General features: G+C 61.4%; 21 protein-coding genes. 12 read left to right on the plus strand and 9 right to left on the minus strand.

What is annotated here, in order from left to right; all coding sequences use genetic code 11:
- Positions 1-3: 3 nt before the first annotated feature.
- A complete protein-coding gene (locus tag PQQ52_RS22770) occupies positions 4-435 on the plus strand; it encodes a type IV pilin protein (protein WP_408216162.1) in 432 nt (143 codons plus the stop codon).
- 72 nt (positions 436-507) lie between these two features.
- Here the strand turns inward: PQQ52_RS22770 and PQQ52_RS22775 are convergent, their stop codons facing one another.
- The 3 genes from PQQ52_RS22775 to PQQ52_RS22785 all read right to left on the minus strand — a co-directional run bounded on the left by PQQ52_RS22775 (position 508) and on the right by PQQ52_RS22785 (position 1,946).
- Positions 508-984 carry a DUF3318 domain-containing protein gene (locus tag PQQ52_RS22775; RefSeq protein ID WP_408216165.1) on the minus strand — a complete coding sequence of 159 codons (477 nt, stop codon included), beginning with the start codon at positions 982-984 and terminating at the stop codon, positions 508-510.
- Positions 985-1,118: 134 nt separating this feature from the next.
- The gene (locus PQQ52_RS22780) at positions 1,119-1,505 is read right to left on the minus strand and encodes a phage holin family protein (protein ID WP_408216167.1); all 387 of its coding nucleotides are present in this window, start codon (positions 1,503-1,505) and stop codon (positions 1,119-1,121) included.
- A 138-nt stretch (positions 1,506-1,643) separates the two neighbouring features.
- Positions 1,644-1,946, minus strand: a complete 303-nt coding sequence (locus PQQ52_RS22785) for an ElaB/YgaM/YqjD family protein (RefSeq protein ID WP_028198798.1) — start codon at positions 1,944-1,946, stop codon at positions 1,644-1,646.
- Between the two features lie 347 nt (positions 1,947-2,293).
- On the opposite strand from PQQ52_RS22785, the gene PQQ52_RS22790 reads away from it, so the two are divergent.
- Positions 2,294-2,932 (plus strand): peroxiredoxin, encoded by a 639-nt coding sequence (locus PQQ52_RS22790; RefSeq protein ID WP_325047718.1) that lies wholly within the window; start codon positions 2,294-2,296, stop codon positions 2,930-2,932.
- Positions 2,933-3,075: 143 nt separating this feature from the next.
- Here the strand turns inward: PQQ52_RS22790 and PQQ52_RS22795 are convergent, their stop codons facing one another.
- The gene (locus PQQ52_RS22795) at positions 3,076-4,266 is read right to left on the minus strand and encodes an acyl-CoA dehydrogenase (RefSeq protein WP_028198796.1); all 1,191 of its coding nucleotides are present in this window, start codon (positions 4,264-4,266) and stop codon (positions 3,076-3,078) included.
- Between the two features lie 104 nt (positions 4,267-4,370).
- Between PQQ52_RS22795 and PQQ52_RS22800 the strand changes: the two genes are divergently transcribed.
- On the plus strand, positions 4,371-5,156 hold the full coding sequence (locus tag PQQ52_RS22800) for an IclR family transcriptional regulator (RefSeq protein ID WP_408216171.1): 786 nt from the start codon (positions 4,371-4,373) through the stop codon (positions 5,154-5,156).
- A 21-nt stretch (positions 5,157-5,177) separates the two neighbouring features.
- Here the strand turns inward: PQQ52_RS22800 and PQQ52_RS22805 are convergent, their stop codons facing one another.
- Positions 5,178-6,011, minus strand: a complete 834-nt coding sequence (locus PQQ52_RS22805) for a diguanylate phosphodiesterase (protein WP_408216226.1) — start codon at positions 6,009-6,011, stop codon at positions 5,178-5,180.
- Between the two features lie 343 nt (positions 6,012-6,354).
- Here PQQ52_RS22805 and PQQ52_RS22810 point away from each other — a divergent pair, with 343 nt between their 5' ends.
- Genes PQQ52_RS22810 through fahA form a run of 3 tightly spaced genes read left to right on the plus strand, consistent with a single transcriptional unit; the run spans position 6,355 to position 10,438 of the window.
- Positions 6,355-7,719 (plus strand): MFS transporter, encoded by a 1,365-nt coding sequence (locus PQQ52_RS22810; protein ID WP_408216174.1) that lies wholly within the window; start codon positions 6,355-6,357, stop codon positions 7,717-7,719.
- Between the two features lie 47 nt (positions 7,720-7,766).
- Positions 7,767-9,113 (plus strand): homogentisate 1,2-dioxygenase, encoded by a 1,347-nt coding sequence (gene hmgA / locus PQQ52_RS22815; RefSeq protein ID WP_408216177.1) that lies wholly within the window; start codon positions 7,767-7,769, stop codon positions 9,111-9,113.
- Positions 9,110-10,438, plus strand: coding sequence for a fumarylacetoacetase (fahA, locus tag PQQ52_RS22820; RefSeq protein WP_408216180.1), 1,329 nt, complete (start codon positions 9,110-9,112; stop codon positions 10,436-10,438). Before hmgA ends, fahA begins: the two co-directional genes overlap by 4 nt.
- 565 nt (positions 10,439-11,003) lie before the next feature.
- Here the strand turns inward: fahA and PQQ52_RS22825 are convergent.
- From PQQ52_RS22825 to PQQ52_RS22835, 3 genes are all read right to left on the minus strand, one after another.
- On the minus strand, positions 11,004-12,167 hold the full coding sequence (locus PQQ52_RS22825) for an MFS transporter (RefSeq protein ID WP_408216183.1): 1,164 nt from the start codon (positions 12,165-12,167) through the stop codon (positions 11,004-11,006).
- Between the two features lie 81 nt (positions 12,168-12,248).
- Positions 12,249-13,415 (minus strand): MFS transporter, encoded by a 1,167-nt coding sequence (locus tag PQQ52_RS22830; protein WP_408216186.1) that lies wholly within the window; start codon positions 13,413-13,415, stop codon positions 12,249-12,251.
- Between the two features lie 251 nt (positions 13,416-13,666).
- Positions 13,667-14,491, minus strand: a complete 825-nt coding sequence (locus PQQ52_RS22835; protein ID WP_408216189.1) for a crotonase/enoyl-CoA hydratase family protein — start codon at positions 14,489-14,491, stop codon at positions 13,667-13,669.
- Between the two features lie 89 nt (positions 14,492-14,580).
- Here PQQ52_RS22835 and PQQ52_RS22840 point away from each other — a divergent pair, with 89 nt between their 5' ends.
- Positions 14,581-15,198 carry a plasmid fertility inhibition factor family protein gene (locus tag PQQ52_RS22840; protein ID WP_408216192.1) on the plus strand — a complete coding sequence of 206 codons (618 nt, stop codon included), beginning with the start codon at positions 14,581-14,583 and terminating at the stop codon, positions 15,196-15,198.
- Here the strand turns inward: PQQ52_RS22840 and PQQ52_RS22845 are convergent.
- Positions 15,195-16,193: a 2-hydroxyacid dehydrogenase gene (locus tag PQQ52_RS22845; RefSeq protein WP_408216195.1), complete on the minus strand. Its 999-nt coding sequence runs from the start codon at positions 16,191-16,193 to the stop codon at positions 15,195-15,197. The two genes, PQQ52_RS22840 and PQQ52_RS22845, sit on opposite strands and share 4 nt — an antisense overlap.
- 538 nt (positions 16,194-16,731) lie before the next feature.
- Between PQQ52_RS22845 and aspT (PQQ52_RS22850) the strand changes: the two genes are divergently transcribed.
- The 5 genes from aspT (PQQ52_RS22850) to PQQ52_RS22870 all read left to right on the plus strand — a co-directional run bounded on the left by aspT (PQQ52_RS22850) (position 16,732) and on the right by PQQ52_RS22870 (position 23,834).
- Complete coding sequence (gene aspT / locus PQQ52_RS22850) at positions 16,732-18,414, plus strand: aspartate-alanine antiporter (RefSeq protein WP_408216198.1); 1,683 nt, start codon at positions 16,732-16,734, stop codon at positions 18,412-18,414.
- Positions 18,415-18,532: 118 nt separating this feature from the next.
- Positions 18,533-20,215 (plus strand): aspartate-alanine antiporter, encoded by a 1,683-nt coding sequence (gene aspT, locus PQQ52_RS22855; protein ID WP_408216201.1) that lies wholly within the window; start codon positions 18,533-18,535, stop codon positions 20,213-20,215.
- 102 nt (positions 20,216-20,317) lie between these two features.
- Entirely contained in the window at positions 20,318-21,982 is a 1,665-nt protein-coding gene (locus PQQ52_RS22860) for a bifunctional aspartate transaminase/aspartate 4-decarboxylase (RefSeq protein ID WP_408216204.1), read from the plus strand.
- A gap of 158 nt (positions 21,983-22,140) precedes the next feature.
- Complete coding sequence (locus PQQ52_RS22865) at positions 22,141-22,452, plus strand: hypothetical protein (RefSeq protein WP_408216207.1); 312 nt, start codon at positions 22,141-22,143, stop codon at positions 22,450-22,452.
- Between the two features lie 170 nt (positions 22,453-22,622).
- Complete coding sequence (locus PQQ52_RS22870) at positions 22,623-23,834, plus strand: pyridoxal-phosphate-dependent aminotransferase family protein (protein WP_408216228.1); 1,212 nt, start codon at positions 22,623-22,625, stop codon at positions 23,832-23,834.
- Positions 23,835-23,953: the final 119 nt, after the last annotated feature.

The following is a 23,953-nucleotide window of genomic DNA, read 5'->3' on the forward strand; positions in this document are numbered from 1 at the left end:
CTCATGACAAGGCAGCACACATCGGCATTTACGCTGCTGGAACTGATGATCGCGCTGGCGATAGCTGCGACGCTGGTGGTGTTTGCCGTGCCTTCGTACCGGAGTCATGTCGCGCGGACACACCGGGTCGACGCGGCGTCCGCCCTCTATCGGGCAGCGCAATTCGTCGAGGGATCGGCAAGCGATGGCACCGCGACATTGCCGCCGGGTCTGGATCAGGCGCCGCAATTCGGCACGCCAATCTACCGGTTGCACGTGCTGCCGCCGGACGACGCGAACGGTGGCTATTCGGTAGAGGCCGCGCCGACCGAAATCGGCCCCATGCGCGACGATGCTTGCGGCACCTTCACCCTGGACGGAACGGGGCTGCGAGGCAATAGAAGCGGCGCGAACGGTACGGCGCCGGCAAGCGGCGAATGCTGGAACGCGAGCTAGCGCTACTGGAAAGCGCTACTGGATAGCGCTACTGGATAGCGCGGTGTCGGCGAGTTGAAGGGTGCTGGCGCTTCAGTAACCGCTATCGACAGCCTTTTCCTTGTCGGTAGAGGCAGCGGATTCATTCTTCATCTGCTGCCAGATTCGATACGCCTCCCAGCCAGCAAGCGCAAGGCCGCCCCATTTGAGCGCGGGTTTTGCGCCCGCCGCAATGGTCGCGCGCAGCGGCTTGGCCAACACCAGCGAAGCGATCGAACTGATGAATGGATACTGTTTAAGGAGCGCGCCGATATTCCCGGCGTTGAGGAAACGCGCCTTCGGTCCAGTGCCCACGCGCATGCCACCGAACCCCGGCAGAATGAATTTGAGCCAGCTGAAGTGCGTGACTGCCTGCCGCAATTCGATGGTCGCCTGGGCAAGTTCCATGCGCTCGACATCCGCGCGCACCAGCAGCAATTCCTTGCGCAGCGCTCGCAGGTGCGGCGCACTCAGATCTTTGGCCTGGTGGCGCTTGTTGCGGAATGCGGTATCGGGATGGGTTTGGCTCATGGCGTGTCGGCGGCAGTGGAAATGGGGCGGTACAACAGTGCTGCAAATCGCTCGAGGTGTTTGATGATGCTAAGTATCCGTAAAGGCGCAGAGGGCGGTCGACGCACGCGCATAAGCCTCTTATGCCTGCCGTATCACGGCTTGCGGAACAGGTCGCGGTCTTTTTCGAACTCGGCAAGCGTGGCTTCGAACACTATTGGGGCATTGCGCAAACCGCTGCGCGCTTTCAGTGCACAGGCTATTCCTGCAATCGCATAAACCGCTGTGATGCCGGCGAGCGCTTGCCATCGGTAGGTGTCCCAGAACGCGATGGCAATCAGTGCTGTTAATGCGATCAATGCCATCGTTGCGAGCATCATGGCCGCGAGACCGAGGAACAGCACACCGATCAGACGGTCTTTTTCTTCGGCGAGTTCGATGCCGACCAGTTCAAGCCGCGTTTGCATAATGGCAAACACGGATCCGATGATGCGGCGCAACGGACTATGTTCGCCGTGCTGCGATTGTGTTTCTATCGTCATGGCTTTGGGCGTTGCGCGTGAAAACCTAACCGGCGCGTGAAAACGAGCGCGCCAAGAGAAGCGGACCGGCCATACGCGCGCCGGTCAACTCGATTCGCTGATGTGCCGGACGCGATTCGCCCGGCAGCGTAACCCATGTTACTTGCGGTTGATCAACAGCCCCAGTAGTACGCCGGCGCCCGCGGCGATGCCGATGGATGCCCACGGATGCTCATGCACGTAGTCGTCGGTGGCACGGGCGGCCTTCTTGCCTTTCTCAACCACCACGACCTGGACGTCAGCCGCCTTTTCTTTGGCTTGCTTCAGGCGCGTAAGCGCCGTTTCACGCAGTTCCGAAGCGCGCTCGCCGGTGGCGCTCGCGGCCTGTTTCAGCAAATCTTCAGCGTCCGCGAGGACGGTTTTGATATCCGACATCAATCTCTCCTTGTTGACTTCCGACATTGACAGCTCCCTTCGTATCACGCCACGCGTGAATCGTAACCAAAGAAACGGCTGCTGGCGAGCGCAGTGCTCGATTCATGAAAACGAACGCATGAACCGTTCCTGGTTGGAGCAACGCCTTAAAAACTCCACATCTGCCGCACCCTGCAGCAAAGTTTGCCTAAGATGGAGTTGATCTGTCCCGCAAAGTTTCCACTAAATCGGTGAAAATTACAAAAACGCATAAAGTAGTGACGCGATGTTCGTTCGTTATGGTCCGCCGCTCCCGTATGCTGTACTTTGGGTAGGCGCGCTTTAGCAGAGCATCGCTCGCGCTGAATGTCCGAATACAATCAAGGAGCTGCATCATGAGTCTACGTCTTGGCGACATCGCACCGGATTTCGAACAGGAGTCGAGTGTCGGCCGCATCAAGTTCCACGAATGGCTGGGCGATAGTTGGGGCGTGCTGTTCTCGCACCCTGCTGATTTCACGCCGGTCTGCACGACCGAGCTGGGTTTGACGGCGAAGCTGGCCGGCGAATTCGAGAAGCGCAATGTGAAAACGATTGCGTTGTCGGTCGACAGCGCGGAGTCGCACAAGGAATGGATCAAGGACATCAACGAGACACAAGCGGCCAATGTCGGTTTTCCGATTCTCGCCGACGGCGATCGCAAGGTCGCTGAGTTGTACGACATGATCCACCCGAATGCCAATGAAACCCTCACGGTCCGGTCGCTGTTCGTGATCGATCCGAAGAAGAAAGTGCGTCTGATCATTACGTACCCGGCCAGCACCGGGCGCAACTTTGACGAAGTGCTGCGCGTGATTGACTCGCTGCAACTCACTGACAATCACTCGGTCGCCACGCCCGGTAACTGGAAGCAGGGCGATGACGTGGTGATCGTGCCGTCGTTGAAGGACGAAGAAGTGATCAAGCAGAAATTCCCGAAAGGCTACAAGGCGCTGCGCCCGTACCTGCGTATGACACCGCAGCCGAACAAGTAAGCAGCTGATGCGTCACGAAGCGCGCCGTTAGCCTCACTGCGGCGCGGCAACGGGAAAAGGCCGGTTCAAAAGAACCGGCCTTTTTCTTTTCATACTTTTCGACCCGACAGCCAGGACTAATCGCCGTCGAAGCAATCAGCGCATCAGAAAAACGCTTGAATGCCGGTCTGCGCGCGCCCGAGAATCAGCGCGTGAATATCGTGCGTACCTTCGTACGTGTTCACCACTTCCAGATTGACCAGATGCCGTGCGATGCCGAACTCGTCCGAGATACCATTGCCGCCGAGCATGTCACGCGCGAGCCGTGCAATGTCCAACGCCTTGCCGCACGAGTTGCGCTTCATGATCGACGTAATTTCGACAGCGGCAGTGCCTTCGTCTTTCATGCGGCCGAGACGCAAAACACCTTGCAGGCCAAGCGTGATTTCGGTTTGCATGTCGGCGAGCTTTTTCTGGATCAACTGGTTCGCGGCGAGCGGCCGGCCGAACTGCTTGCGATCCAGCACGTATTGACGCGCCGTGTGCCAGCACGCTTCAGCCGCGCCGAGCGCGCCCCAGGCAATACCGTAGCGCGCCGAATTCAGGCACGTGAACGGACCGCGCAAGCCGCTGACTTCGGGGAAACGGTTTTCTTCCGGCACGAACACTTCGTCGAGCACGATCTCGCCGGTGATCGACGCGCGCAAGCCCACCTTGCTATGGATGGTCGGCGCCGACAGCCCCTTCCACCCTTTCTCGAGAATGAAGCCGCGGATCGAATCCTTGCCGTTTTCTTCGAGCTTCGCCCACACGACGAACACGTCGGCGATCGGCGAATTGGTAATCCACATCTTCGAGCCCGACAGCGAATAGCCGCCGTCGACCTTCTTCGCCCGCGTGACCATGCTGCCCGGGTCGGAGCCGTGGTTCGGTTCGGTCAGGCCGAAGCAGCCGATCCATTCGCCGGTGGCGAGCTTGGGCAGGTACTTCTGCTTTTGCGCTTCCGAGCCGAATTCGTAGATCGGCACCATGACGAGCGACGACTGCACCGACATCATCGACCGGTAGCCGGAGTCGACGCGCTCCACTTCACGCGCGATCAGACCATACGCCACGTAGTTCAGGCCGGGGCCGCCGTATTGCTCGGGAATCGTCGGGCCGAGCAGGCCGAGTTCGCCCATCTCGCGGAAGATCTCAATGTCGGTCTTCTCATGACGGAACGCCTCGAGTACGCGCGGTTGCAGCTTGTCCTGCGAGTAAGCGGCGGCGGCGTCGCGCACCATGCGTTCGTCTTCGGTGAGTTGCTGATCCAGCAGCAACGGGTCTTCCCAGTGAAACTGCGCGGCCTCTGCCATGACGTATCTCCTGATTCCTTGCTTGGCTAAAACTTGCTTGAGCTTGACTTAAGTTCCGCTATGCGAAACAATGTTTTGCAAACCACGTCCGAGTGTACCACCCCATGACGCCCGTATCTACTCTCTCCGAACCACTCGACGAGCGCAAATTCGTCGTCGCCCTCGCACGTGGGCTGGACTTGCTGCGCGCGTTCAAGCCGGGCGAAACGATGCTCGGCAATCGCGATTTCGTCGAACGCACGGGTTTGCCGAAGGCGACCGTCAACCGTCTGGCCTACACGCTGACCGTGCTCGGCTATTTGCGGCTCGACGAAACCCTGGGCAAATATGCGCTGGATGCCGGCGTGCTGTCGCTCGGTTTCGCATTGCTCTCGGGAACGGACACGCTTGAACTCGCGCGTCCGCATATGCGCACCTTTGCGCGCGAAGTGGGCGCGGCGGTGTCGCTCGGATGCCGCGACGGCCTCGATATGATTTATCTGGAGACGATTCGCAGCGAGACCGCGCTGACGCTCGGGCTCGCCTCCGGTTCGAAACTGTCGATGCTGACCAGTTCGATGGGGCGTGCATATCTGGCAGTGCAGCCGTTGGACGTGCGCGCCGCATTGCTGGCCGAGCTTAGGAAGGGCGCCGGCAAAGAGGGTGCTGCATTGCTGGCAGATGCCGAAAAGGAAATCGAGGCCTTCGCACAGGAACGCTGCTGCTATTCGTTCCGCGCATGGCATGACGACGTGAATGCGGTCGCGGTGCCGTTTCGCGAGCCGCGCGAAGGCCGCTGGCTGGTGCTGAGTTGCAGCGGGCCGGCGTCGTCCATGGGGGAGGAGGTGTTTCGGGAAACCGTGGCACCGCGCCTGAAGGCATTAGCACGCCGTCTGGGGGATACCGGTTGAGGCGAGTAGCAGCTAACCCAATCACACCGCCCGGTCATGATAATGCGCGGTGAACAACGGCCCTTGCACGAAGCGTACATCGTACTGCTGCAGCGCGAGGAACTGCGGCTCATCCATTACCCGATTGAAGATCAGCGGAATCCGCAGCCGGCTCGCATAGCCGACTAGCGGCTTCACCATCGCATCGCGCAACGCGATCGCCGCATCCATCTTGATGAAGTCGAGCCGCGCCGTTTCCGACACCGACAGAATCTGCCCCGCGTTCGACAGATTGCCCGCCACCTTGAAGCCATAGCGCTGATAGCTCGTGGTCAGATAGCCGAGGAATGTCTTGTGCGCGACCGCTGCCGCCGGCAACTCGATCACTACCCGCGAAGGGTTCAGGCCGAACGACACCAGCACCGTGGAAAAATGCCGTCCATGGTCGTACTTGACGCTCTTGAGCAGCCGCTCGTGCACGCGCAGAAACAGCAGCCCGTGCCGTTGCGCGCCGAAGAAATTGATCGCGTGCAGCGCACGTGACATGCGGTCGAGTGCGACCAGTTCCTGATCGTCGGCGACACGGTCGAATGGATCGAAGACATCGAAAGGCGCGCCGTCGAGACGCTGCGTGACCGCCTGAAACCCGAGCTCGTCACCGAAACGATCCACGCCTTCCGCACCCGACGACAACGACTGCGCCAACGCATGCACGCTGATATCGAAGATCGGCTCATAGGCACTGGCGAGTTCGACGCCGCCGAACTGCGCCAGCGCGATCTCGCTATGCACGCCTGTTCCCATCACCAGATGTTCGCCGAGAAAGGGGTGATCGGCGGCGCGTTTAATCAGGTTGCGGATGGTCGGCGGAATCATGTAGGCAAATGGATGGCAATAGGTGCGCGCTGAGCGCTCGGCAACGCGACTCAGTTGCCGCATCCATTGATGGTAGCAGTCCGCGTCGCGCGCACTTGAACAAAATGCTCATAACGTTATCGGTCGAACGCTTGTCATCACAGGCTGCCGGGGTTTTCGCGGCACGCTTCCAGGGTATACGTTAATTTCACTATTCGTAATTGGTTTTACTATACGTAAATTGCAGCGCGGCTGCAGTGACGGTTGCGTCTGCGTTGCCTTCGCCGGAAAGGGAGCGTTTCCTGATCGCCGCCTGAGCCTGCGCCGTGACCGAACAATTCAGTCAGGAAGAGGGGACGACCCAATGAGCGCCAAACCGGCTGCGGCTGCCGCCAATGTGATCGAAGTCGAGCGCGTGCTCGGCGAAACGCATCACCCGGCATTTCAGTTGATGCTGCTCGTGCTATGCGGGCTGTGCCTCGTGATCGACGGCTTCGACGCGCAAGCAATGGGCTACGTCGCACCGAGCGTGATCGGCGAATGGCATGTCTCGAAGGCGGCCCTCGGGCCCGTGTTCAGCGCCAGTCTGTTCGGCATGCTGCTGGGCGCGTTGGGCTTGTCGGTGCTGGCCGACCGCATTGGCCGGCGTCCGGTATTGATCGGCGCGACGTTTTTCTTCGCGTTGTCGATGCTGGCCACGCCCTTCGTCACGACGATCCCCGCATTGATCACGTTGCGCTTCATCACCGGGCTCGGCCTCGGTTGCATCATGCCGAACGCGATGGCGCTGGTCGGTGAGTTCGCCACCCCCGCGCATCGCGTCAAGCGCATGATGCTGGTGTCGTGCGGCTTCACGCTGGGCGCGGCTTTAGGTGGTTTCATCAGCGCCGCGCTGATTCCTGCGTATGGCTGGCGCGCGGTATTCTGGGTGGGTGGCGCAGTGCCCTTGCTGCTCGCGTTCGGGATGCTGGCGGCGTTGCCGGAGTCGCTGCAATTCCTCGTCATCAAAGGACGCAGCGAGCGCGCGTTGCGCTGGCTCGCAAAGTTCGATCCGACGTTGCCGATCGATGCGAATACGCGTGTCGTCGTAAGAGAGAAGGGCAACGGCGGCGCACCCGTCGCTGAACTGTTCCGCTCGGGCCGCGGCCCGGTCACGCTGATTCTGTGGGCGATCAGTTTCATGAACCTGATCGATCTTTACTTTCTGTCGAACTGGCTGCCCACCGTGATGCGCGATGCCGGTTACTCGCCAAGCACGGCGGTGATCGTCGGTACCGTATTGCAGACGGGTGGCGTGGTGGGCACCTTGTTGCTCGGTTGGTTCATCGAGCGTTTTGGTTTTGTGCGCGTGCTGTTCGTGTGTTTCGCGGGCGCGGCGCTGGCGGTCGGCACCATCGGTACGGTGGCGCATGCGTTGCCGTGGCTGTTGCTGGTCGTGTTCGCGGGCGGCTTCTGCGTAGTCGGCGGGCAGCCGGCGGTCAACGCACTGGCCGGTCATTTTTATCCGACCACGCTGCGCTCCACCGGCATCGGCTGGAGCCTGGGTATCGGACGCATCGGTTCGGTGATCGGGCCGCTGGTCGGCGGACAATTGATCGCGCTGAACTGGTCGAACGAATCGCTGTTTCATGCGGCCGCGGTGCCGGTGCTGTGCTCCGCGTTGCTGGTGATCGCGTTGGCCGCGGCAACGCGGCAGCGCGAGCGCCCATCCGAGCCGCAAACGGCCTGAGACAGGCCGCGCAAGTCGACAGATCAAGTATTAACGGAGAACCTTGCATGGATACCCCAACCCGCACACCGAATACCGCCAGCTCGCGGCTCGAAATCGAGCCGGGCTATCAGTCGGGCTTCGCGAACGAATTCGCGACGGAGGCCTTGCCGGGCGCGTTGCCCGAAGGCCGCAATTCGCCGCAGCGCGCGGCCTATGGCTTGTACGCCGAGCAACTGTCGGGCACCGCGTTCACCGCGCCGCGTGGCCACAACCGCCGTTCGTGGCTGTACCGGATTCGTCCGGCGGCAGTCCATATGCCGTTCACGCAACTGCCTTCGGACCGGCTCGTCGCCAACTTCGCCGAGGTGCCACCGACACCCCCGAACCAGCTGCGCTGGGATGCGTTGCCGATGCCCACCGCACCGACCGATTTCGTCGACGGCTGGTTGACGATGGCGGGCAACGGCTCAGCCGAAGGGATGAACGGTTGCGCGATTCACCTGTACGCAGCAAACCGCTCGATGAAGGATCGCTTCTTCTACAGCGCCGACGGCGAATTGCTGATCGTGCCGCAGGAAGGCCGGCTGCATATCGCGACCGAAATGGGCCAACTCGATGTCGAGCCGTTCGAGATCGCGGTGATCCCACGCGGCGTGCGTTTCGCGGTGAGCCTGCCGGACGGCACCGCGCGCGGCTATATCTGCGAAAACTTCGGCGCGTTGCTGCGTCTTCCGGATCTCGGCCCGATCGGCTCGAACGGATTGGCCAACCCGCGCGACTTCCTCACGCCGCATGCCGCGTATGAAGACCGCGAAGGCGACTTCGAACTCGTTGCCAAGATGAACGGCAATTTGTGGCGCGCGGACATTGGTCATTCGCCGCGCGACGTGGTGGCGTGGCACGGCAACTATGCGCCGTACAAATACGATCTGCGCCGCTTCAACACGATTGGCTCGATCAGCTTCGATCATCCGGACCCGTCGATCTTTCTGGTGTTGCAATCGCAAAGCGATACGCCGGGCGTCGATACGATCGACTTCGTGATTTTCCCGCCACGCTGGCTCGCGGCTGAAGATACGTTCCGTCCGCCGTGGTTCCATCGCAATGTCGCGAGCGAGTTCATGGGCCTCGTGCACGGTGTGTACGACGCCAAGGCTGAGGGCTTCGTGCCGGGCGGCGCGAGTCTGCACAACTGCATGTCGGGTCATGGGCCGGACGCGGATACCTTTGAGAAAGCGTCGCATAGCGATACGTCCACGCCGAAGAAAGTCGGCGACACGATGGCCTTCATGTTCGAAACACGCACGCTGATCAAGCCGACCCGTTTCGCGCTCGAAACTGCGCAACTGCAGGCGCATTACTACGAGTGCTGGCAAGGTCTCAAGAAACATTTCAACCCGGAGCAACGATGAACGCATTGAGCGATCTTCAGGCGACGCTCGATCCGTCGCGCAAGAGCTGGGTCGAGTCGGCTAACGACTCGACCAACGATTTTTCGATCCAGAACCTGCCGTTCGGTATTTTCAGCGACAGGAATAACGACACACGCCGTGTGGGCGTGGCGATCGGCGATGAGATCGTCGATCTGGCTGTCCTCAAGTCTGCCGGCTTGCTCAAGCTTCCGATCGCCTCGGCCGATCCCTTGATTGCGGTGAAGGATCGGGCGTTCGAGCAGGACACCCTCAACGATTTCATCTCGCTTGGCCGCGATGCATGGCGCAGCGTGCGCATCCAGCTGAGCAATCTGTTAGCGCGTGACACGGCCACTTTGCGCGACAACGCAGCCTTGCGTTCGAAGGCGCTTGTGCGTCAGTCTGATGCGCAACTGCATCTGCCTGTGCAGATCCCAGGCTACACCGATTTTTATTCGTCGAAGGAACACGCGACGAATGTCGGCTCGATGTTCCGCGATCCGAAGAATGCGTTGTTGCCGAACTGGTCGGAGATGCCGATCGGCTACAACGGACGCGCATCGTCGGTGGTGGTGAGCGGCACGCCGGTGCGGCGTCCTAACGGCCAGTTGAAGCTGCCGGATCAGGAGCGTCCGGTGTTTGGCGCATGTCGCAAGCTGGATATCGAACTGGAGACGGGTTTCGTGATCGGCGGCGGCAATGTGCTGGGCGAACCGATTGCCTGTGCGGATGCCGAGGCGCACATCTTCGGCGTGGTGCTACTGAACGACTGGAGCGCGCGCGATATTCAGCAATGGGAATATGTACCGCTCGGCCCGTTCAACGCGAAGACATTCGCTACAACGATCTCGCCCTGGATCGTGACGCTCGACGCGCTTGAACCGTTCCGCGTCGAGCAGCCGACGCAGGAGCCGCAGCCGTTGGCTTACCTGCGCCACGATGGCAAGCATGCGTTCGACATCTCGCTGGAAGTGACCCTGCGACCCAAAACGGCGAGGCAGGCAACCACGATCTCGCGGACCAACTTCAAGCACATGTACTGGACGATGGCGCAGCAGCTTGCGCATCACACCGTATCGGGCTGCAATACGCGGGTTGGCGACCTGATGGGTTCGGGCACGATCAGCGGCCCCACTGCAGATTCATGCGGCAGCCTGCTGGAGTCCACATCGAACGGCAAGAATCCGTTGGAATTGAAGGAAGGCGGCACCCGCGGGTTTATTGAAGACGGCGACGAACTGAAGCTCGCCGGCTGGTGCCAGGGCGATGGGTACCGTGTGGGCTTCGGGACATGTGTGGGAGAGATTTTGCCGGCGCGGAAGTAACGAGCGGGGCAAAAGTAACGGCACCAATGAAGCCGCCGGCACGCAAGAAAACGGGGAAGCCATGATGGCTTCCCCGTTTGAGTATCGGCAGCACAGCACAGCACAGCACAGCACAGCACAGCACAGCACAGCACAGCACAGCACAGCACAGCACAGCGCGCACAACGCGCACAACGCGTCCCGACGTCAAACACGGAGGTGTGCCGGGGCATCTCGCCGAGGCAAAGCCGAGGGCTTGCGCTGACGCATAGACGAAGCCCTTGGCTAAGGGATGGACCGTTCCGGCGAGCACGTAGTGCGAGACGGGAGGTGAGACGGCTTTGTCACCGAGGCGGAATGTGCGAGAACACAGATTCCAGATGTGCCACTACCGCGACTGCGCGGGGGACCCGCTTAAGAATTAGCGGTGCAAAGCCGCTTTCTTTGCTTATCTTTCTTTGCGGCGGCAAAGAAAGTAAGTGCCGCCCCGCACAGGGGCAACACTAATAGACCAATAACAATTCAAGGAAAGGCCAACGCCACAGGCAACCAGACACAACGCGCCGAGCAGGCAAAAAAACCAACCTCACGACCCAACAACCCGCATCACCGCACGCCGCCTCTCCCACCAAACGGCAGCCAAAAACGCAATCGCGGCAACAAGCAACACCCCCACCATCGCATCATTACCGACCCCCTTCATCAGAGCGCCGGCCACCAACGGCCCACCAAAACTCGCCGCGCTCCACGACGCCCCCACCAGCGAACTCGCCGACACCAGCGCGACGCCGCGAAAACGCTCACCGCAAGCGACCAGCGACAGCGTATAAATCGCCCCAGCCGCAGCGCCGAGCACATAGAGCAGGGGCCAGCACAGCCACGGTGAACTAATCGCCCACGGCAGAAACGGCAGCAGCACCACAACGATCACACCGCAGCCGATATGCACGCGTTCGCGCCCGAGCCGATCGGCGAGCCATCCAATCGGAAACTGCATGGTCGTGTCGCCGAGCAGCAAGGCCGACGCGAACAGGACGGCCACTTCGCTAGTAATGCCATGCGCCATCGCAAAGAGCGGCAGTAACGACAGCGCGATCGTATCGAACAACGCGAAAAAACCCGTGCCGATGACGAGCGCCGGCATCTGCGGAAGCACATGGCGCCAGCTGCCGTGCGCGGCATGTTCATCCTCCGACGCTTGCGGCGTTTTGCGGATGCTGGCGAGCGCCGGCAAAGCCAGCAGGAAGATCGCGCCGCAAATCAGGAAGCGCCAGTGAGTCAGCATATCGATCTGGCTGACGAGTATCGGGCCCGACATCTGGAACAGCGTGAAGTTGGTCGCGTAGATCGCGACGACCCGACCGCGGGTGGCGTCGTCGGCGAGCTGATTGACCCATGCTTCGCCGATCGTGAAGAGCAGCATCAGCGCCGCGCCGCAGAGTACGCGTAACACGGCCCATAGCCACAGGTTCGAGGTGAGTTGCATCATTGCGGTGGCGAGCGCAACCACCAGCACCGCACTGACGATCACCTGGCGGCCGCCAAAGCGCGCCGCGATCCAGCCGGCCAGCGGCACGACGATCAGGCCGCCGCCTGCCTGCGCGGCGGTTAGCAGGCCGACCACGTCGGTGCCATAGCCGGCTTGCGTCAGCGCAAGGGCAGTGAGGGGCAGCGTGGCGCCGCTGCCGAGTCCGACGACAGCGACGCTGAGAATGAGTGCGAGGAAATCGCGTGTGAAGATGACTTTCATCGGCCGAGATGCTACTACGGCCTCGAGTCGTAAGCGACCGGCTATATCGTCGCGTGCTACGCAAAAAGCATGGCTAAACGATTACCCCGCCACCGCCATCCGCTGCGCGCGCCGGTCGATCGACACCGACCACAGCGTCAACACCAGCGCGCCGATGGATGTCGCCACGCCGACCCACGGCAGCGTCGTGAGCGGCGCGCCTGCGCCGATCGCCATGCCGCCGAGCCACGCGCCTGTTGCATTGCCGAGGTTGAATGCACCTTGATTCAAGGTCGAGGCCAGATTCGGCGCATGGCTCGCGCGGTCGACGATTAGCATTTGCAGCGGCGGCACGATTGCGAAGGCCAGAATGCCCCATACGAAGATCGTGATCATCGCGGGGATCTCCGCGTGCATCGTGCCGGCGAAAATGGTCAGGATGACAACGATCGCCAGCAGAAACGCGACCAGCGAGGGCATCAGCCGCCAGTCCGCGAGCTTGCCGCCGAGCGTGCTGCCCACCGTCAAGCCGAGGCCGAACAGCAACAGCACGAACGTGACTGCGTGCGGCGTGAAGCCGGTCACGTCTTCGAGAATCGGTGTGATGTAGGTGAAGGTGGAAAACAGGCTGGCCGAGGCGAGCACGCTGATGCCGAGCACCATCAGCACTTGTGGGTTTTTCAGCACGCTGAACTCGTGGACGAGGCTTGCCTTCTGCATTTCGATTTTGGCCGGCAGGCAGACAGCTAGCGCGCCAGCAGCGAGAATGCCGATGCCGGTGACCGCCCAGAAGGTGGCGCGCCAGCCCACCGCCTGACCCAACGCGGTGCCGAGCGGCACGCCGAGCACGTTGGCGAGCGTCAAGCCGGTGAACATCAGCGCGATGGCCTGCGCGCGGCGGTTCGGCGCGACGAGACCCGCAGCGACCACCGAACCGATACCGAAGAACGCGCCATGGCAAAACGCCGTGACGATACGCGCTGCCATCAACACCGCATAACCCGGAGCAATCGCGCACAGCAGATTGCCGACGATGAAGACGCCGATCAGGCTCATCAACGCCTTTTTGCGCGGCATGTTGGCCACGGCGATCGCGACGATCGGTGCGCCAATGGTGACGCCGAGCGCATAAGCCGACACCAGCATGCCGGCGGCCGGGATCGACACGGACAGATCGCGTGCGACATCGGGCAGCAGCCCCATGATCACGAATTCAGTGGTACCGATTCCAAAGGCGGCAACGGCAAGGGCGAGCAGGGGTAAAGGCATGGTGACGGAGCGTGAATCGGCGCGACGGGAAGCGTCGTGCGGCAGGCGCGCGTTTTCGGGGCGAGAACGCATGCGCCATACGAGGGGAAAACAGTAGGGGATTCTACCTAAGTCAAAACCGCCTTGCAGAGCGTCAAGCAGGCTGTTGTTTTTTGCTGAAAGCCGCGCTTGGCGTGCGGTTTGGCGTGCCACCCCGGGGCGCACTCCGGCATGCCGCTTTGCCGCGCATCTCGCTATGAAATGGCACTCTTCTACGGGGTGCTTTCGTCTGACTTGAGGACATTGCCGTGACGGCCGGCGCCCTCGGCGAAACGTGCGGCGCCTGCGGCACCCTCGTTGAATACCGCCTGATAGCCGCCCGCGCCTTCGCGCCGCAGCGCCTCGGCGAGATACTCAAGCGTGCTGTTTTCCAGCGCGGAGCGCCGGTCCGCCAGCAGCGCCGCCTGCGGAAAGGCCGCCAGTTCAGCGGCCAACCGCTCAGCCGCCACGCGTGCTTCGCCCTTGCGCACGAGGCGGTTGGCAAGACCGATGCCGAGCGCTTCCTGTGCCTCCACCGCGCGGCCGGTCAGAATCAGATCGAGCGCCCGCGACAACCCGATCAGACGCGGCAAGCGGATCGTGCCGCCATCGATCAGCGGAATCCCGACGCGTCGGCAGAACACGCCCAGTACGGCATCTTCTTCGACAACTCGCAGATCGCACATCGCGGCCAGTTCGAGGCCGCCCGCGACCGCATATCCAGCAATCGCGGCAATCACCGGTTTGCTGAAGCTCATGCGTGTCGGTCCCATCGGACCGGGACCGCTGCCATCGGCGTGCAGTTCATTGCGGCGCGTCTCGTCGGCGAGCGCGGTGAGATCCGCGCCGGCGCAGAAGGTGCCGCCCGCGCCAAACAGCACTGCCGCGCGCCATTCCGGCGCCGCTTCGAAACGCTGGAAGGCGGCGCTGAGCGCTTCCGCCGTGGGACGGTCGACCGCATTGCGCCGCAAGGGCCGTTCGAGCACGATGGTCGCGACGCCGGTGTCCTCGTTGGCTTCGATACGCACATGTTCATTCAGGTTTTGCGTGGTTATCATCGTTATGTCCGTAAGGGTTCGCGTCCGGCCGCACCTGTCGGATGCCCATGCAGTGTGTTCATGCGCTGCGATTAATACCGTTGGTTGTCATGCATCTTTCACAATCGGCTCGTAGCGTTAGCGCTCTTTTAACGCGCTGGCGTTGTTTAGCCAGCTTATCGAGCCTGCCTTTGCCTCTGTCCAATTCATCGCCCGCAGCCGCGCCGGCCTGTGCCGAGACGGTCTGGATCGTGCCTTTGCATGAACATCCATGGTACGACCATGTGCGCCTGAAACGTGTCTTCGTGACTGACGGCACGCGGCATCAAGTGGTTCTTGTCGACGTGCGCAAGCTGCTAGCCTGCGCGGATCGCGACAACACCGATTACGTGCTGAAGCCGGTCGCCGAATGGCATTCGGGCAAGGTGCGCGGCATTCGCGAGTTTCTCGATCCGGAGAATCCGCGCATTCCGCAGATGCCGTACGTGACGATCTCGACGCGTCGGGCGCCGGGTTTGCTGGGCTGGTTCGGTCTCGAGCGCGAGGGCGTGGTGGCGTTTCGCAACGGACAGCATCGCGCGCGCTATCTGGCCGATGCGGGTGCGCGCTGGTTTCCGGTGGAAGTGCACGAGCGCGAGGCAGGTTTGCTGCGCGAAGTTTGCGGCGCAGCGGACGACGCCCGCACGGCGCTCCGCCCGACCACCGTGGACAGCGACGGCAACGCCTAACTTCGCGCCTGCACGACGTTGCGTGGGGTGCCGGCCTGCCACCCCGCGACGTTCTCGAGCGTGGTCTGCGCGATCTCGTTCATCGCCTCACGTGTGAAGAAGGCCTGGTGCGCGGTGACGATCACGTTCGGGAACATCAGCAGACGTGCCAGTACGTCGTCCTGCAACGGCAGATTCGAGTGGTCCTCGAAAAAGAGGCCGCCTTCTTCCTCGTACACGTCGAGTCCGAGATGGCCGAGCTGGCCGTCTTTCAACGCGCCGATCAGCGCGTTGCTTTCGACAAGGCCGCCGCGCCCGGTATTGATCAGCATCGCGCCGCGCTTCATCTTCGCGAGTGCGGGACCGTCGATCAGATGGTACGTGTCGGGCACCAACGGGCAATGCAGGCTGACGACGTCGCTTTCAGCCAGCAGCGTGTCGAGCGGCACGTAGCGGGCGCCGAGCGCGAGCAGGTCGTCGGCCGGTGTGCCGGGATCATGGGCCAGCACCTGCATGCCGAAGCCCGCCATGATGCGGCCGAACACGCGGCCGATCATGCCGGTGCCGATCACCCCCACGGTCTTGCCGTGCAGGTCGAAGCCGAGCAGCCCATGCAGCGAGAAATCGCCTTCGCGTGTGCGAGCGACCGCGCGCGGCAAACGCCGGTTCAGCGCCAGAATCAGACCGACGGCATGTTCGGCGACTGCGTGTGGCGAGTAGGCCGGCACCCGTGCAACTGTGATGCCGAGACGTTCGGCAGCCGCCAAGTCGACGTGATTGAAGCCCGCCGAGCGCAGCGCGATCATGCGCGTCCCGCCGGCATGGAGACGTTCCAGTACAGCGCCGTCGACGTTGTCATTAACGAATGGGCAGACCACTTCATAGCCCTGCGCGAGGATCGCGGTTTCGACATCGAGATGCGATTCCTGGAAGTGCAGTTCGTAGCGATGCGCGGCGTTGGCTTCGCCGAAGGTATCGCTGTCGTATTGGCGGCTGCTGAACAGGATCATGCGCATGGATGGCTCCGAAAGAAGCGTGCCGCGTGGTGAATGCCGACCCACGCGTGGTATGCGGGCAGGTCAGTATATCGGCTCTTTATCGTAATGGCCGCCGCGTGCGGTGCACGGTCCGAAAATCATTTCAGTCTTTACTAAAGATCATCTTTTGCGAAGTGGAAAGGGCCGCACTCGAAAATCATATTGACAGCGATGCCGATCTACAATAATTATAAAAAAGCAGTACCAAAAAAGCATGTACAAATCGTGCTAAAAGACCGGCCACCAGCAGAGCAGCCTTTTTCAAGGTGTTGGGTAAACTTCGCGAGGAATGCGTGACTGTCGAGCTTGCTGAAAACATCCCACTATCGTCGCTGCACCGCGGCGTATCTTCTTTGGCGCCTGGAGCGTCATGTCATTGCCATAAACTTTTCATTCAATGGCATCCAGTTATGCCGGATGCGTAATTCCTGTGTCGTGGCGAATCGGATCAAATTTTTTTAAATGCCAGAGAGATTTTTCATCTTTCTGCCAATAAACCGTAAATCGGCGAGCCAACATGATCGGTGAATTGCTGAGATCTCAACCGGAGATCGCGCTGTTCGCAAGCCTCGCAATCGGATACTTCATTGGTTCGTTTCGCGTGGGGCCAATTCAACTCGGTGGCGTCTGCGGCACGTTGATCGTGGCCTTGTTACTGGGCCAGACGGGCGCGCGGCTGGCCCCCGATCTGAAGAACATTGCCTTTGCGCTGTTTATCTTCGCGCTGGGATTCACCGGCGGCCCGCAGTTCTTTGCCAATATCGGCCGGGGTTGGCGCTACGGTTTGTTGTCGGTCGTCGAGATCGTGTCGGTGCTGATGCTGATCCTGATCGCGGTCTTCGCGATGCGGCTCGACGCCGGCACGGCGGCCGGCCTGCTCGCCGGCGCCGCCACGGAGTCGGCCGTGATCGGCACGGCTTCAGAGGCGATTGCCAAGTTAGGCTTCGGCGACGCAGAGACGCTGCGTCTGCAGGCCAACATTGTGACCGCGTACAGCGTGAGCTACCTGTTCGGCCTGATCACCATCGTCCTGTTCACCAGCCAGTTCGCACCGCTCCTGCTGCGTGTCAATTTGCGCGAGGAAGCCGAGCGCGTGTGGCACAAGCTCGGCGGCGACAGCGCGTTCGGCGACGGACAGCGTTCCGCCGCGCCGGCGCTCGTCGGCCGCGCCTTTCGGGTCGGCACGGCGGCTGGTTCCACGATCCTGGCGCTCGAACAGCAGCACGGCTTCAACCTGACGATCGCGCAGCTCCAGCGCAACGGCGCGGCCGTGCCGGTCGAGCCGCAACTGACGCTGGCGATCGACGACCTCATCTTCGTGGCAGGGCGGCGTGAAGCGATTGTCGCAGCGGCCGCCAGCCTCGGCGAAGAAGTGGAGGGTGCAACCTTCGGTCAGCTCATCGCGGAGAAGCTCGATGTGGTGCTGACGCGCCGCGAGGCGCACGGGCTGACGGTCGCGCAGGTGCGCGAACGGGCAAAGCCGGAAGAAGGCCGGGGCGTCTATATCGCGGCTGTCACGCGGCTCGAAACCACGGTGCCCGCGCTGCCCGGCACCGAGCTCAATCGCGGCGACGTGCTGACACTGGTGGGTGCGAAAGCCGACGTCGAGCGCGGCGCGCGGCATCTCGGCTATGTGCTCGCCGCGACCCAGAAAACCGACTTCGTCTATCTCGGCCTGGGCGTGTTGGTCGGGATGGCGATCGGCCATCTCGGTGGACGCATTGGCGGTGTGTCGATCGCGCTCGGCACGGGTGGCGGCTGCCTGCTGTCGGGCCTGCTGTTCGGCTGGATCCGGTCGCGCTATCCGTTAGTCGGCTCGCTGCCTTCGGCCGCCGCGCAAATTCTCAAGGACTTCGGCCTTGCCACCTTCATCGCGGCGGTCGGTCTGTCTGCGGGACCGGACGCCATCAAGCTGGTGCGTGAATACGGTCTGGCGCTGCCCGTTGCCGGCATTCTGATGGTGCTCGTGCCCGGCTTGCTGTCGCTCTGGATCGGCCGCGTGTTTCTCAAACTCGAAGCGCCCATGCTGCTCGGCGCCATTGCCGGGCAGCAATGCAGCACGCCGGCGATTAGCGCGCTGGTCGGCGTAGCCGGCAATTCGACGCCGGTGATCGGCTACACGATCACCTACGCACTCTCGAACATTCTGTTGCCGTTAATGGGGCCGGTCGTGGTCGGCCTCGCCGGGAAATTCGGCTAGGCGAGCAGATGGGCTGCGCGCGGCGTGGCGCGCAGCCGACCGCATGCGGATGCCATGAGGTCCGTTTGCACATGCAGCATCCAGTACTCAATATCGCAAACTATCTAGCGAGGGCACGATGGACTGGCTACATCACATTTTTCAGAAATCACCCGAGATTGCGCTGTTTCTGTCGCTTGCAGCCGGTTACTTCATCGGGCAGATCAACTTCGGTAAATTCCAGTTAGGCGGCGTAGGCGGTTCATTGCTGGCGGCAGTCGTGATCAGTCAGGCGGGTGTGACGATCGACAACGGCGTGAAGTCGGTGATGTTCGCCGTGTTCATTTACGCGGTCGGTTACGACTCCGGGCCGGGCTTTTTCAACTCGTTGAACCGCAAGACGCTGCGTGAAATCGCGATGGCGGTGTTTCTCGCCGTCTCCGCGCTGGTCACCGTGGTGGTCTGCGCGAAGCTGTTCCATTTGAACAAGGGCCTTGCGGCGGGGCTCGCGGGCGGTGCGCTGACGCAGTCGGCGATCATCGGCACGGCCGGCGATGCCATCGCGCGTCTCGGTCTGCCTGCCGATCAGGTCAAGTCGCTGCAATCCGACGTGGCCATCGCGTATGCGGTGACCTACGTGTTCGGTTCGCTCGGCGCGATCATCGTCTGCGTGAACATCCTGCCGAAGTTCATGGGGCAAGGTTTGCGAGAGGCGTCGATCGAGGCGGAAAAGGAACTGTCTTCAGGTTCGTCGTCACTCGGCGCGGGGCAAATTCGTGCTTTGCCCGAACTGGTGGGCCGTGCGTACAAGATCGATGTCAGCGCCGGCAAAACGGTCAAGGCAATCGAGACCCAGCATCAGGACATGTTGACGATCGAGAAGATCAGGCGTGACGGGAAGAACCTCGAGCCAACACCCGATCTGACCTTGCAACTCAACGACGAAGTGCTTGTCGTGGGCCGCCGTGAGGCGGTGGTCGCCTTCGGCGCGAATGGCAACGAGATCGCCAACGTCGACGACATTGGCGTCGTGATGCAGACACGCGAAGGCGTGTTCACGCGCAAAGGCATGAACCACACGACGATCGCCGCCGCACGCGAAGTCGTGGATCGCGACATGCGCCACGGCGTCTTCATCCAGAGCGCCTCGCGTGCCGGCCAGCCGCTGCCGATTCTGCCCGAAACCAAGCTCGAGCACGGCGACGTCATCACTTTCTACGGTTCGCCTAAGGACACCAAACGCGCCGTCGATGCAGCCGGCTACGAGCTGCCGTATAGCAACAAGACCGACTTCATCTATATGGGCGTCGGCCTCGTGCTCGGTCTGCTGATCGGGCTGATCGTCGTCAATGTGGGCGGCATTCCGCTTACGCTCGGTTCGGGCGGCGGCTGTCTGCTGGCCGGTTTGCTATTCGGCTGGATGCGCGGCAAGCATCCGATGTACGGCGCGATGCCGGCGGCGGCTTCGCAGTTGTTGAAGGACTTCGGTCTCGCGGCGTTCGTTGCGGTGGTCGGCTTGAATTCCGGTTTGCAGGCAGTCGTGACGGTCAAGGCGAGCGGCATGACGATCTTCCTGCTCGGTGTGTTCGTCACGTTGTTCCCGCTGCTGCTGACCATGCTGTTCGGCCGCTATGTGCTGGGCTACAAAAACGCGGCAATTCTGGCCGGCGCGCTGTCCGGATCGCGCAGCGCCAACCCGGCGTTCGGCGGCGTGCTCGACAAGGCGGAAAGCGCCGTGCCGACTGTGCCGTTCGCAATCACCTATGCCATTGCGAACGTCGCGTTGACGTTGCTTGGACCGCTTGTGGTGGGGCTGGTTTAGTCCGGTTTAGCACACGTATCTATCGATCTCTCTCACGCCGGCGGCGACTGAACGGCTACTCACGACGCCGGCGTCATTCACTTGCACATTGGAGAACGCATCATGGCAAAAGAGAAAAGCGACAAGAAACAAGGCGACATGGCGCGAGCCGGCTTGGCGGCGCTCAGCCCGTTCGAACTCAAGGACGAACTGATCAAGGCCGCGGGCGGCGGCGCGGTGGAGCGTGCCGCCAATGCATCGATGCTCAACGCCGGCCGCGGCAATCCGAACTTCCTCGCGACGATTCCGCGCCACGGTTTCTGGCAGCTCGGTCTCTTTGCGATGCGCGAGTCGGAGCGTTCGTTTGCGTTCATGCCCGAGGGGGTCGGCGGCTTCCCGCGCCGCGAAGGACTCACGGAGCGCTTTGATCTGTTCCTGCGCGAAAACAAGGGCGTGGCCGGCATCGACTTTCTGCGCGGCGCGGTGTCGTATGTGCGCGACCAGCTCGGATACTCCGCGGGCGACTTTCTCTATGAAATGTGTGAGGGCATTCTGGCGTCGAATTATCCGGTGCCGGACCGGATGCTCAAGTTGTCCGAACTCATCGTCGGGCAGTACCTGCGCAAGGAGATGATCGGCAACCATCCGTTCGTCGGCGAGTTCGACGTGTTCGCAGTGGAAGGCGGCACGGCGGCGATGACGTACATCTTCAACACGATGCGCGAGAATCACCTGATCAAGCCGGGCGACACGATTGCGCTTGGCTTGCCGATCTTCACCCCGTACATTGAAATTCCACGCCTGAACGACTATCAGCTGAACGTCGTCAATGTTGAAGCCACGGTTGAAAGCGGCTGGCAATATTCGAAGAAGGAACTCGACAAGCTGCGCGATCCGAAGGTGAAGGCGTTCTTCCTCGTGAACCCGAGCAACCCGCCTTCGGTGAAGATGGACGACGAGAGCCTTCAATATATCGCCGACATCGTCAAGGAACGCCCCGATCTGATCCTGTTGACCGACGACGTGTACGGCACCTTCGCCGACGACTTCGTCTCGCTGTTCGCGCTCGCGCCGAAGAACACCATCCTCGTGTATTCGTACTCGAAGTATTTCGGCGCAACCGGCTGGCGTCTCGGTGCGATCGCGACGCATCGCGACAACGTGCTCGACAAGCTGATCGGCGAGCTGCCGAAGGACGCGAAGAAGCAGTTGCACGAGCGTTACGAATCGATCACGACCGAACCGGAAAAACTCAAGTTCATCGATCGGCTGGTCGCCGACAGCCGCACTGTCGCACTGAATCACACGGCGGGGCTGTCGACGCCGCAGCAGGTTCAGATGGTGTTGTTCTCGTTGTTCGCGTTGATGGACACGCCCGACGCATACAAGAACGCGTTGAAGCGCCTGATCCGCAAGCGCAAGCAGGCGCTGTACGAAGAGGTTGGTATTTCCTTCGAGGACAACGATCCGAACCAGGTCGACTACTACACGATTCTCGACATCGAGTTCCTTGGCGAGCGCATGTTCGGGCGTGAATTCGTCGACTGGCTGCTGAAGAACACCGAGCCGTCCGAATTGCTGTTCCGCCTCGCGCGTGAAGCCCGCGTGGTGCTGTTGCCAGGACGCGGCTTCGGTACGCAGCACCCGTCCGGACGGGTGTCGCTGGCTAATCTGAACGAGTCGGACTATCGGCAGATTGGCCGTGCGATGCGCAAGCTGATCGAGGAATATGTCGAGCGTTATAACGCCGCAACCGGCAAGAAGCTCGATAAGACCAAGGTGAAGTAACGGGCGACAACTAACGGGTGGGCTGCGACGCTCACCCCGCTCCTTTCGTTGGCGTTGGAAGTTCGTTGCGCGTGCAGTGCCGATATGACATCCCGGGTTCAGTTGAGCTGAATAAGAAGGGTGGGCAATGAACGCCGAACGACGTAGGGGGAGGAGCGATGCATAACCCTGATGCGAAGTGGAGTTTTCATCGGATCGGCGACGTAGTGTGCATCGTCGATATGGGCGGCGCGATGAGTGCGGTTGACTGTATCGAGGACATAGTCGGTGATTTGCGTAATGGTGGTGATCTGCTTGGCATCAGGCGTTGCATCTGCTGCGATAGCGAGGGCATGTGGCAACAAGCCTTGCTCTCCGACACGCAAGAGTTTCTTGGTTTTGCGGCGGCGCGGACAAATTCGCTGTGTACGGCGCTATTACTCGTCGGTATTGAAACGCTGCCGGTGACAACGCGATCTCACATCGGATGAAGCGTTATCCCGCTGTCATTTCTGCGGATGAACACGCGGCACGAAACGACTCGCCGCCCGTGCTGTTAAAAAACTTGCGTAATTTCCCTGATCGGTGAATGATCGAAAACCCGGCCTTGCCAGCGTCAACGTTGGCGAGGCCGTTGCACCTTGAAATCCTCTTATCGATCATGGCGACCATTACTCCTCTCGCAGTGCCCTGTCCGGTTGTCGAATCACTCGACGCTATCCTTCCCGAAGAACCGTTGCTGATGATGGGCGCCGGCCCCGTGCCGATTCCCGCCGCCGTCGCGAAGGCCAATACGGTGGTGATCAATCACCTGGGCGCCACGATGGTGAAGGTGATTGGCCAGGTGAAGACCATGGCGCGCTACGTATTCCAGACGAATTCGAAGTGGGTGCTTGGCGTCGCGGGGCCGGGTTCTGCCGCGATGGAAATGGCGATCTCCAATCTCGCGTGGGAAGGCACGAGCGTGTTGAGCATCAGGAACGGCTTTTTCAGCGAGCGGATGGCGGAAATGGGTCGACGCGTCGGCGCGCACGTGAGCACGCTCGACGTCGACGACGGCACGGTGGCGAGTCTCGAAAGTGTGGCTGATGCGATCCGCCGCGAACGTCCCGAGATCGTGACGATCGTGCAGGGTGAGACGTCCAATACGGTGTGGAACCATCATTTGAAGGACATCGCGGCGCTCGCGAAAGCAGCCGGCGCGCTGGTCATTGTCGACGCGGTGTGTACGCTAAGCACGATGCCGTTGGAGATGGACGCGTGGGGTATCGATGCGGTTATTACGGGAGGGCAGAAGGGTTTGTCTTCGATCCCGGGTGTATCGCTGATCGCGTTTTCGGATGAGGCGTGGGCGCGTGTGAAGGGCCGCACGGCGCCGAACGCGCATTGGTGCCTTGATGCCTCGCTTGCAGAGAATTTTTGGCACAACGCGGGCTATCACTACACGGCGCCGGTGTCCGGTGTGCTCGCCTTGCACGAGGCGCTGCGTCTCGTGTGCGCGGAGACGCTTGAAAAGCGCTTTGCGCGGCATTTGAAGTGTTCGGTAGCGCTTCAGGCGGGGATCACTGCGCTGGGCTTGCAACTCTATGCTCCCGCGCCTTGCCGCCTGAATTCAGTTGTCGGGATCGTTGTGCCGGAGCGGTTGAGTCCAGCCGATATCTGTGGCCACATCTCGCGGCATCACCAGGTGGAGATCTCAGGTTCGTTCGGGTTGCCGATTGTTCGCATCGGACAGATGGGCGAGCAGTGCCGGGAGCACAACCTGTTCAGGACATTGCATGCGCTTGGGCGGACGATGGTGGACCTTGGCGTTAAGGTTGAGTTGCCGGCTGGCGTCGCGGCGCTTGAACGTGGGTTGTCGGGAGGGAAGTGAGGGGGTGGGGCTGCTCGGCGCTTTGTTTGTCTGTGTTTTTATGGTGTTGGCGTTTCCCTCTTTGGGTTGCCTGCGCGGCGCTTATTGTTGTGTGCCTGCTTCTTTGGCCTTTCCTTGTT

It is taken from the genome of Paraburkholderia sediminicola (genome assembly GCF_046030555.1).
GTDB classification, from domain to species: Bacteria; Pseudomonadota; Gammaproteobacteria; order Burkholderiales; family Burkholderiaceae; genus Paraburkholderia; species Paraburkholderia sediminicola_E.

Bases quoted from the DNA above. Each gene is read 5' to 3' on its own strand.
- PQQ52_RS22810 (WP_408216174.1), top strand. From the start codon at position 6,355: ATGAGCGCCAAACCGGCTGCGGCTGCCGCCAATGTGATCGAAGTCGAG.
- PQQ52_RS22845 (WP_408216195.1), bottom strand. From the start codon at position 16,193: ATGCGCATGATCCTGTTCAGCAGCCGCCAATACGACAGCGATACCTTC.
- PQQ52_RS22805 (WP_408216226.1), bottom strand. From the start codon at position 6,011: ATGATTCCGCCGACCATCCGCAACCTGATTAAACGCGCCGCCGATCAC.
- PQQ52_RS22800 (WP_408216171.1), top strand. From the start codon at position 4,371: ATGACGCCCGTATCTACTCTCTCCGAACCACTCGACGAGCGCAAATTC.
- PQQ52_RS22840 (WP_408216192.1), top strand. From the start codon at position 14,581: ATGCATCTTTCACAATCGGCTCGTAGCGTTAGCGCTCTTTTAACGCGC.
- PQQ52_RS22790 (WP_325047718.1), top strand. From the start codon at position 2,294: ATGAGTCTACGTCTTGGCGACATCGCACCGGATTTCGAACAGGAGTCG.
- PQQ52_RS22775 (WP_408216165.1), bottom strand. From the start codon at position 984: ATGAGCCAAACCCATCCCGATACCGCATTCCGCAACAAGCGCCACCAG.
- aspT (WP_408216201.1), top strand. From the start codon at position 18,533: ATGGACTGGCTACATCACATTTTTCAGAAATCACCCGAGATTGCGCTG.
- fahA (WP_408216180.1), top strand. From the start codon at position 9,110: ATGAACGCATTGAGCGATCTTCAGGCGACGCTCGATCCGTCGCGCAAG.
- PQQ52_RS22870 (WP_408216228.1), top strand. From the start codon at position 22,623: ATGGCGACCATTACTCCTCTCGCAGTGCCCTGTCCGGTTGTCGAATCA.
- PQQ52_RS22865 (WP_408216207.1), top strand. From the start codon at position 22,141: ATGCATAACCCTGATGCGAAGTGGAGTTTTCATCGGATCGGCGACGTA.
- PQQ52_RS22860 (WP_408216204.1), top strand. From the start codon at position 20,318: ATGGCAAAAGAGAAAAGCGACAAGAAACAAGGCGACATGGCGCGAGCC.
- aspT (WP_408216198.1), top strand. From the start codon at position 16,732: ATGATCGGTGAATTGCTGAGATCTCAACCGGAGATCGCGCTGTTCGCA.
- PQQ52_RS22835 (WP_408216189.1), bottom strand. From the start codon at position 14,491: ATGATAACCACGCAAAACCTGAATGAACATGTGCGTATCGAAGCCAAC.
- PQQ52_RS22770 (WP_408216162.1), top strand. From the start codon at position 4: ATGACAAGGCAGCACACATCGGCATTTACGCTGCTGGAACTGATGATC.
- PQQ52_RS22825 (WP_408216183.1), bottom strand. From the start codon at position 12,167: ATGAAAGTCATCTTCACACGCGATTTCCTCGCACTCATTCTCAGCGTC.
- hmgA (WP_408216177.1), top strand. From the start codon at position 7,767: ATGGATACCCCAACCCGCACACCGAATACCGCCAGCTCGCGGCTCGAA.
- PQQ52_RS22785 (WP_028198798.1), bottom strand. From the start codon at position 1,946: ATGTCGGAAGTCAACAAGGAGAGATTGATGTCGGATATCAAAACCGTC.
- PQQ52_RS22780 (WP_408216167.1), bottom strand. From the start codon at position 1,505: ATGACGATAGAAACACAATCGCAGCACGGCGAACATAGTCCGTTGCGC.
- PQQ52_RS22795 (WP_028198796.1), bottom strand. From the start codon at position 4,266: ATGGCAGAGGCCGCGCAGTTTCACTGGGAAGACCCGTTGCTGCTGGAT.
- PQQ52_RS22830 (WP_408216186.1), bottom strand. From the start codon at position 13,415: ATGCCTTTACCCCTGCTCGCCCTTGCCGTTGCCGCCTTTGGAATCGGT.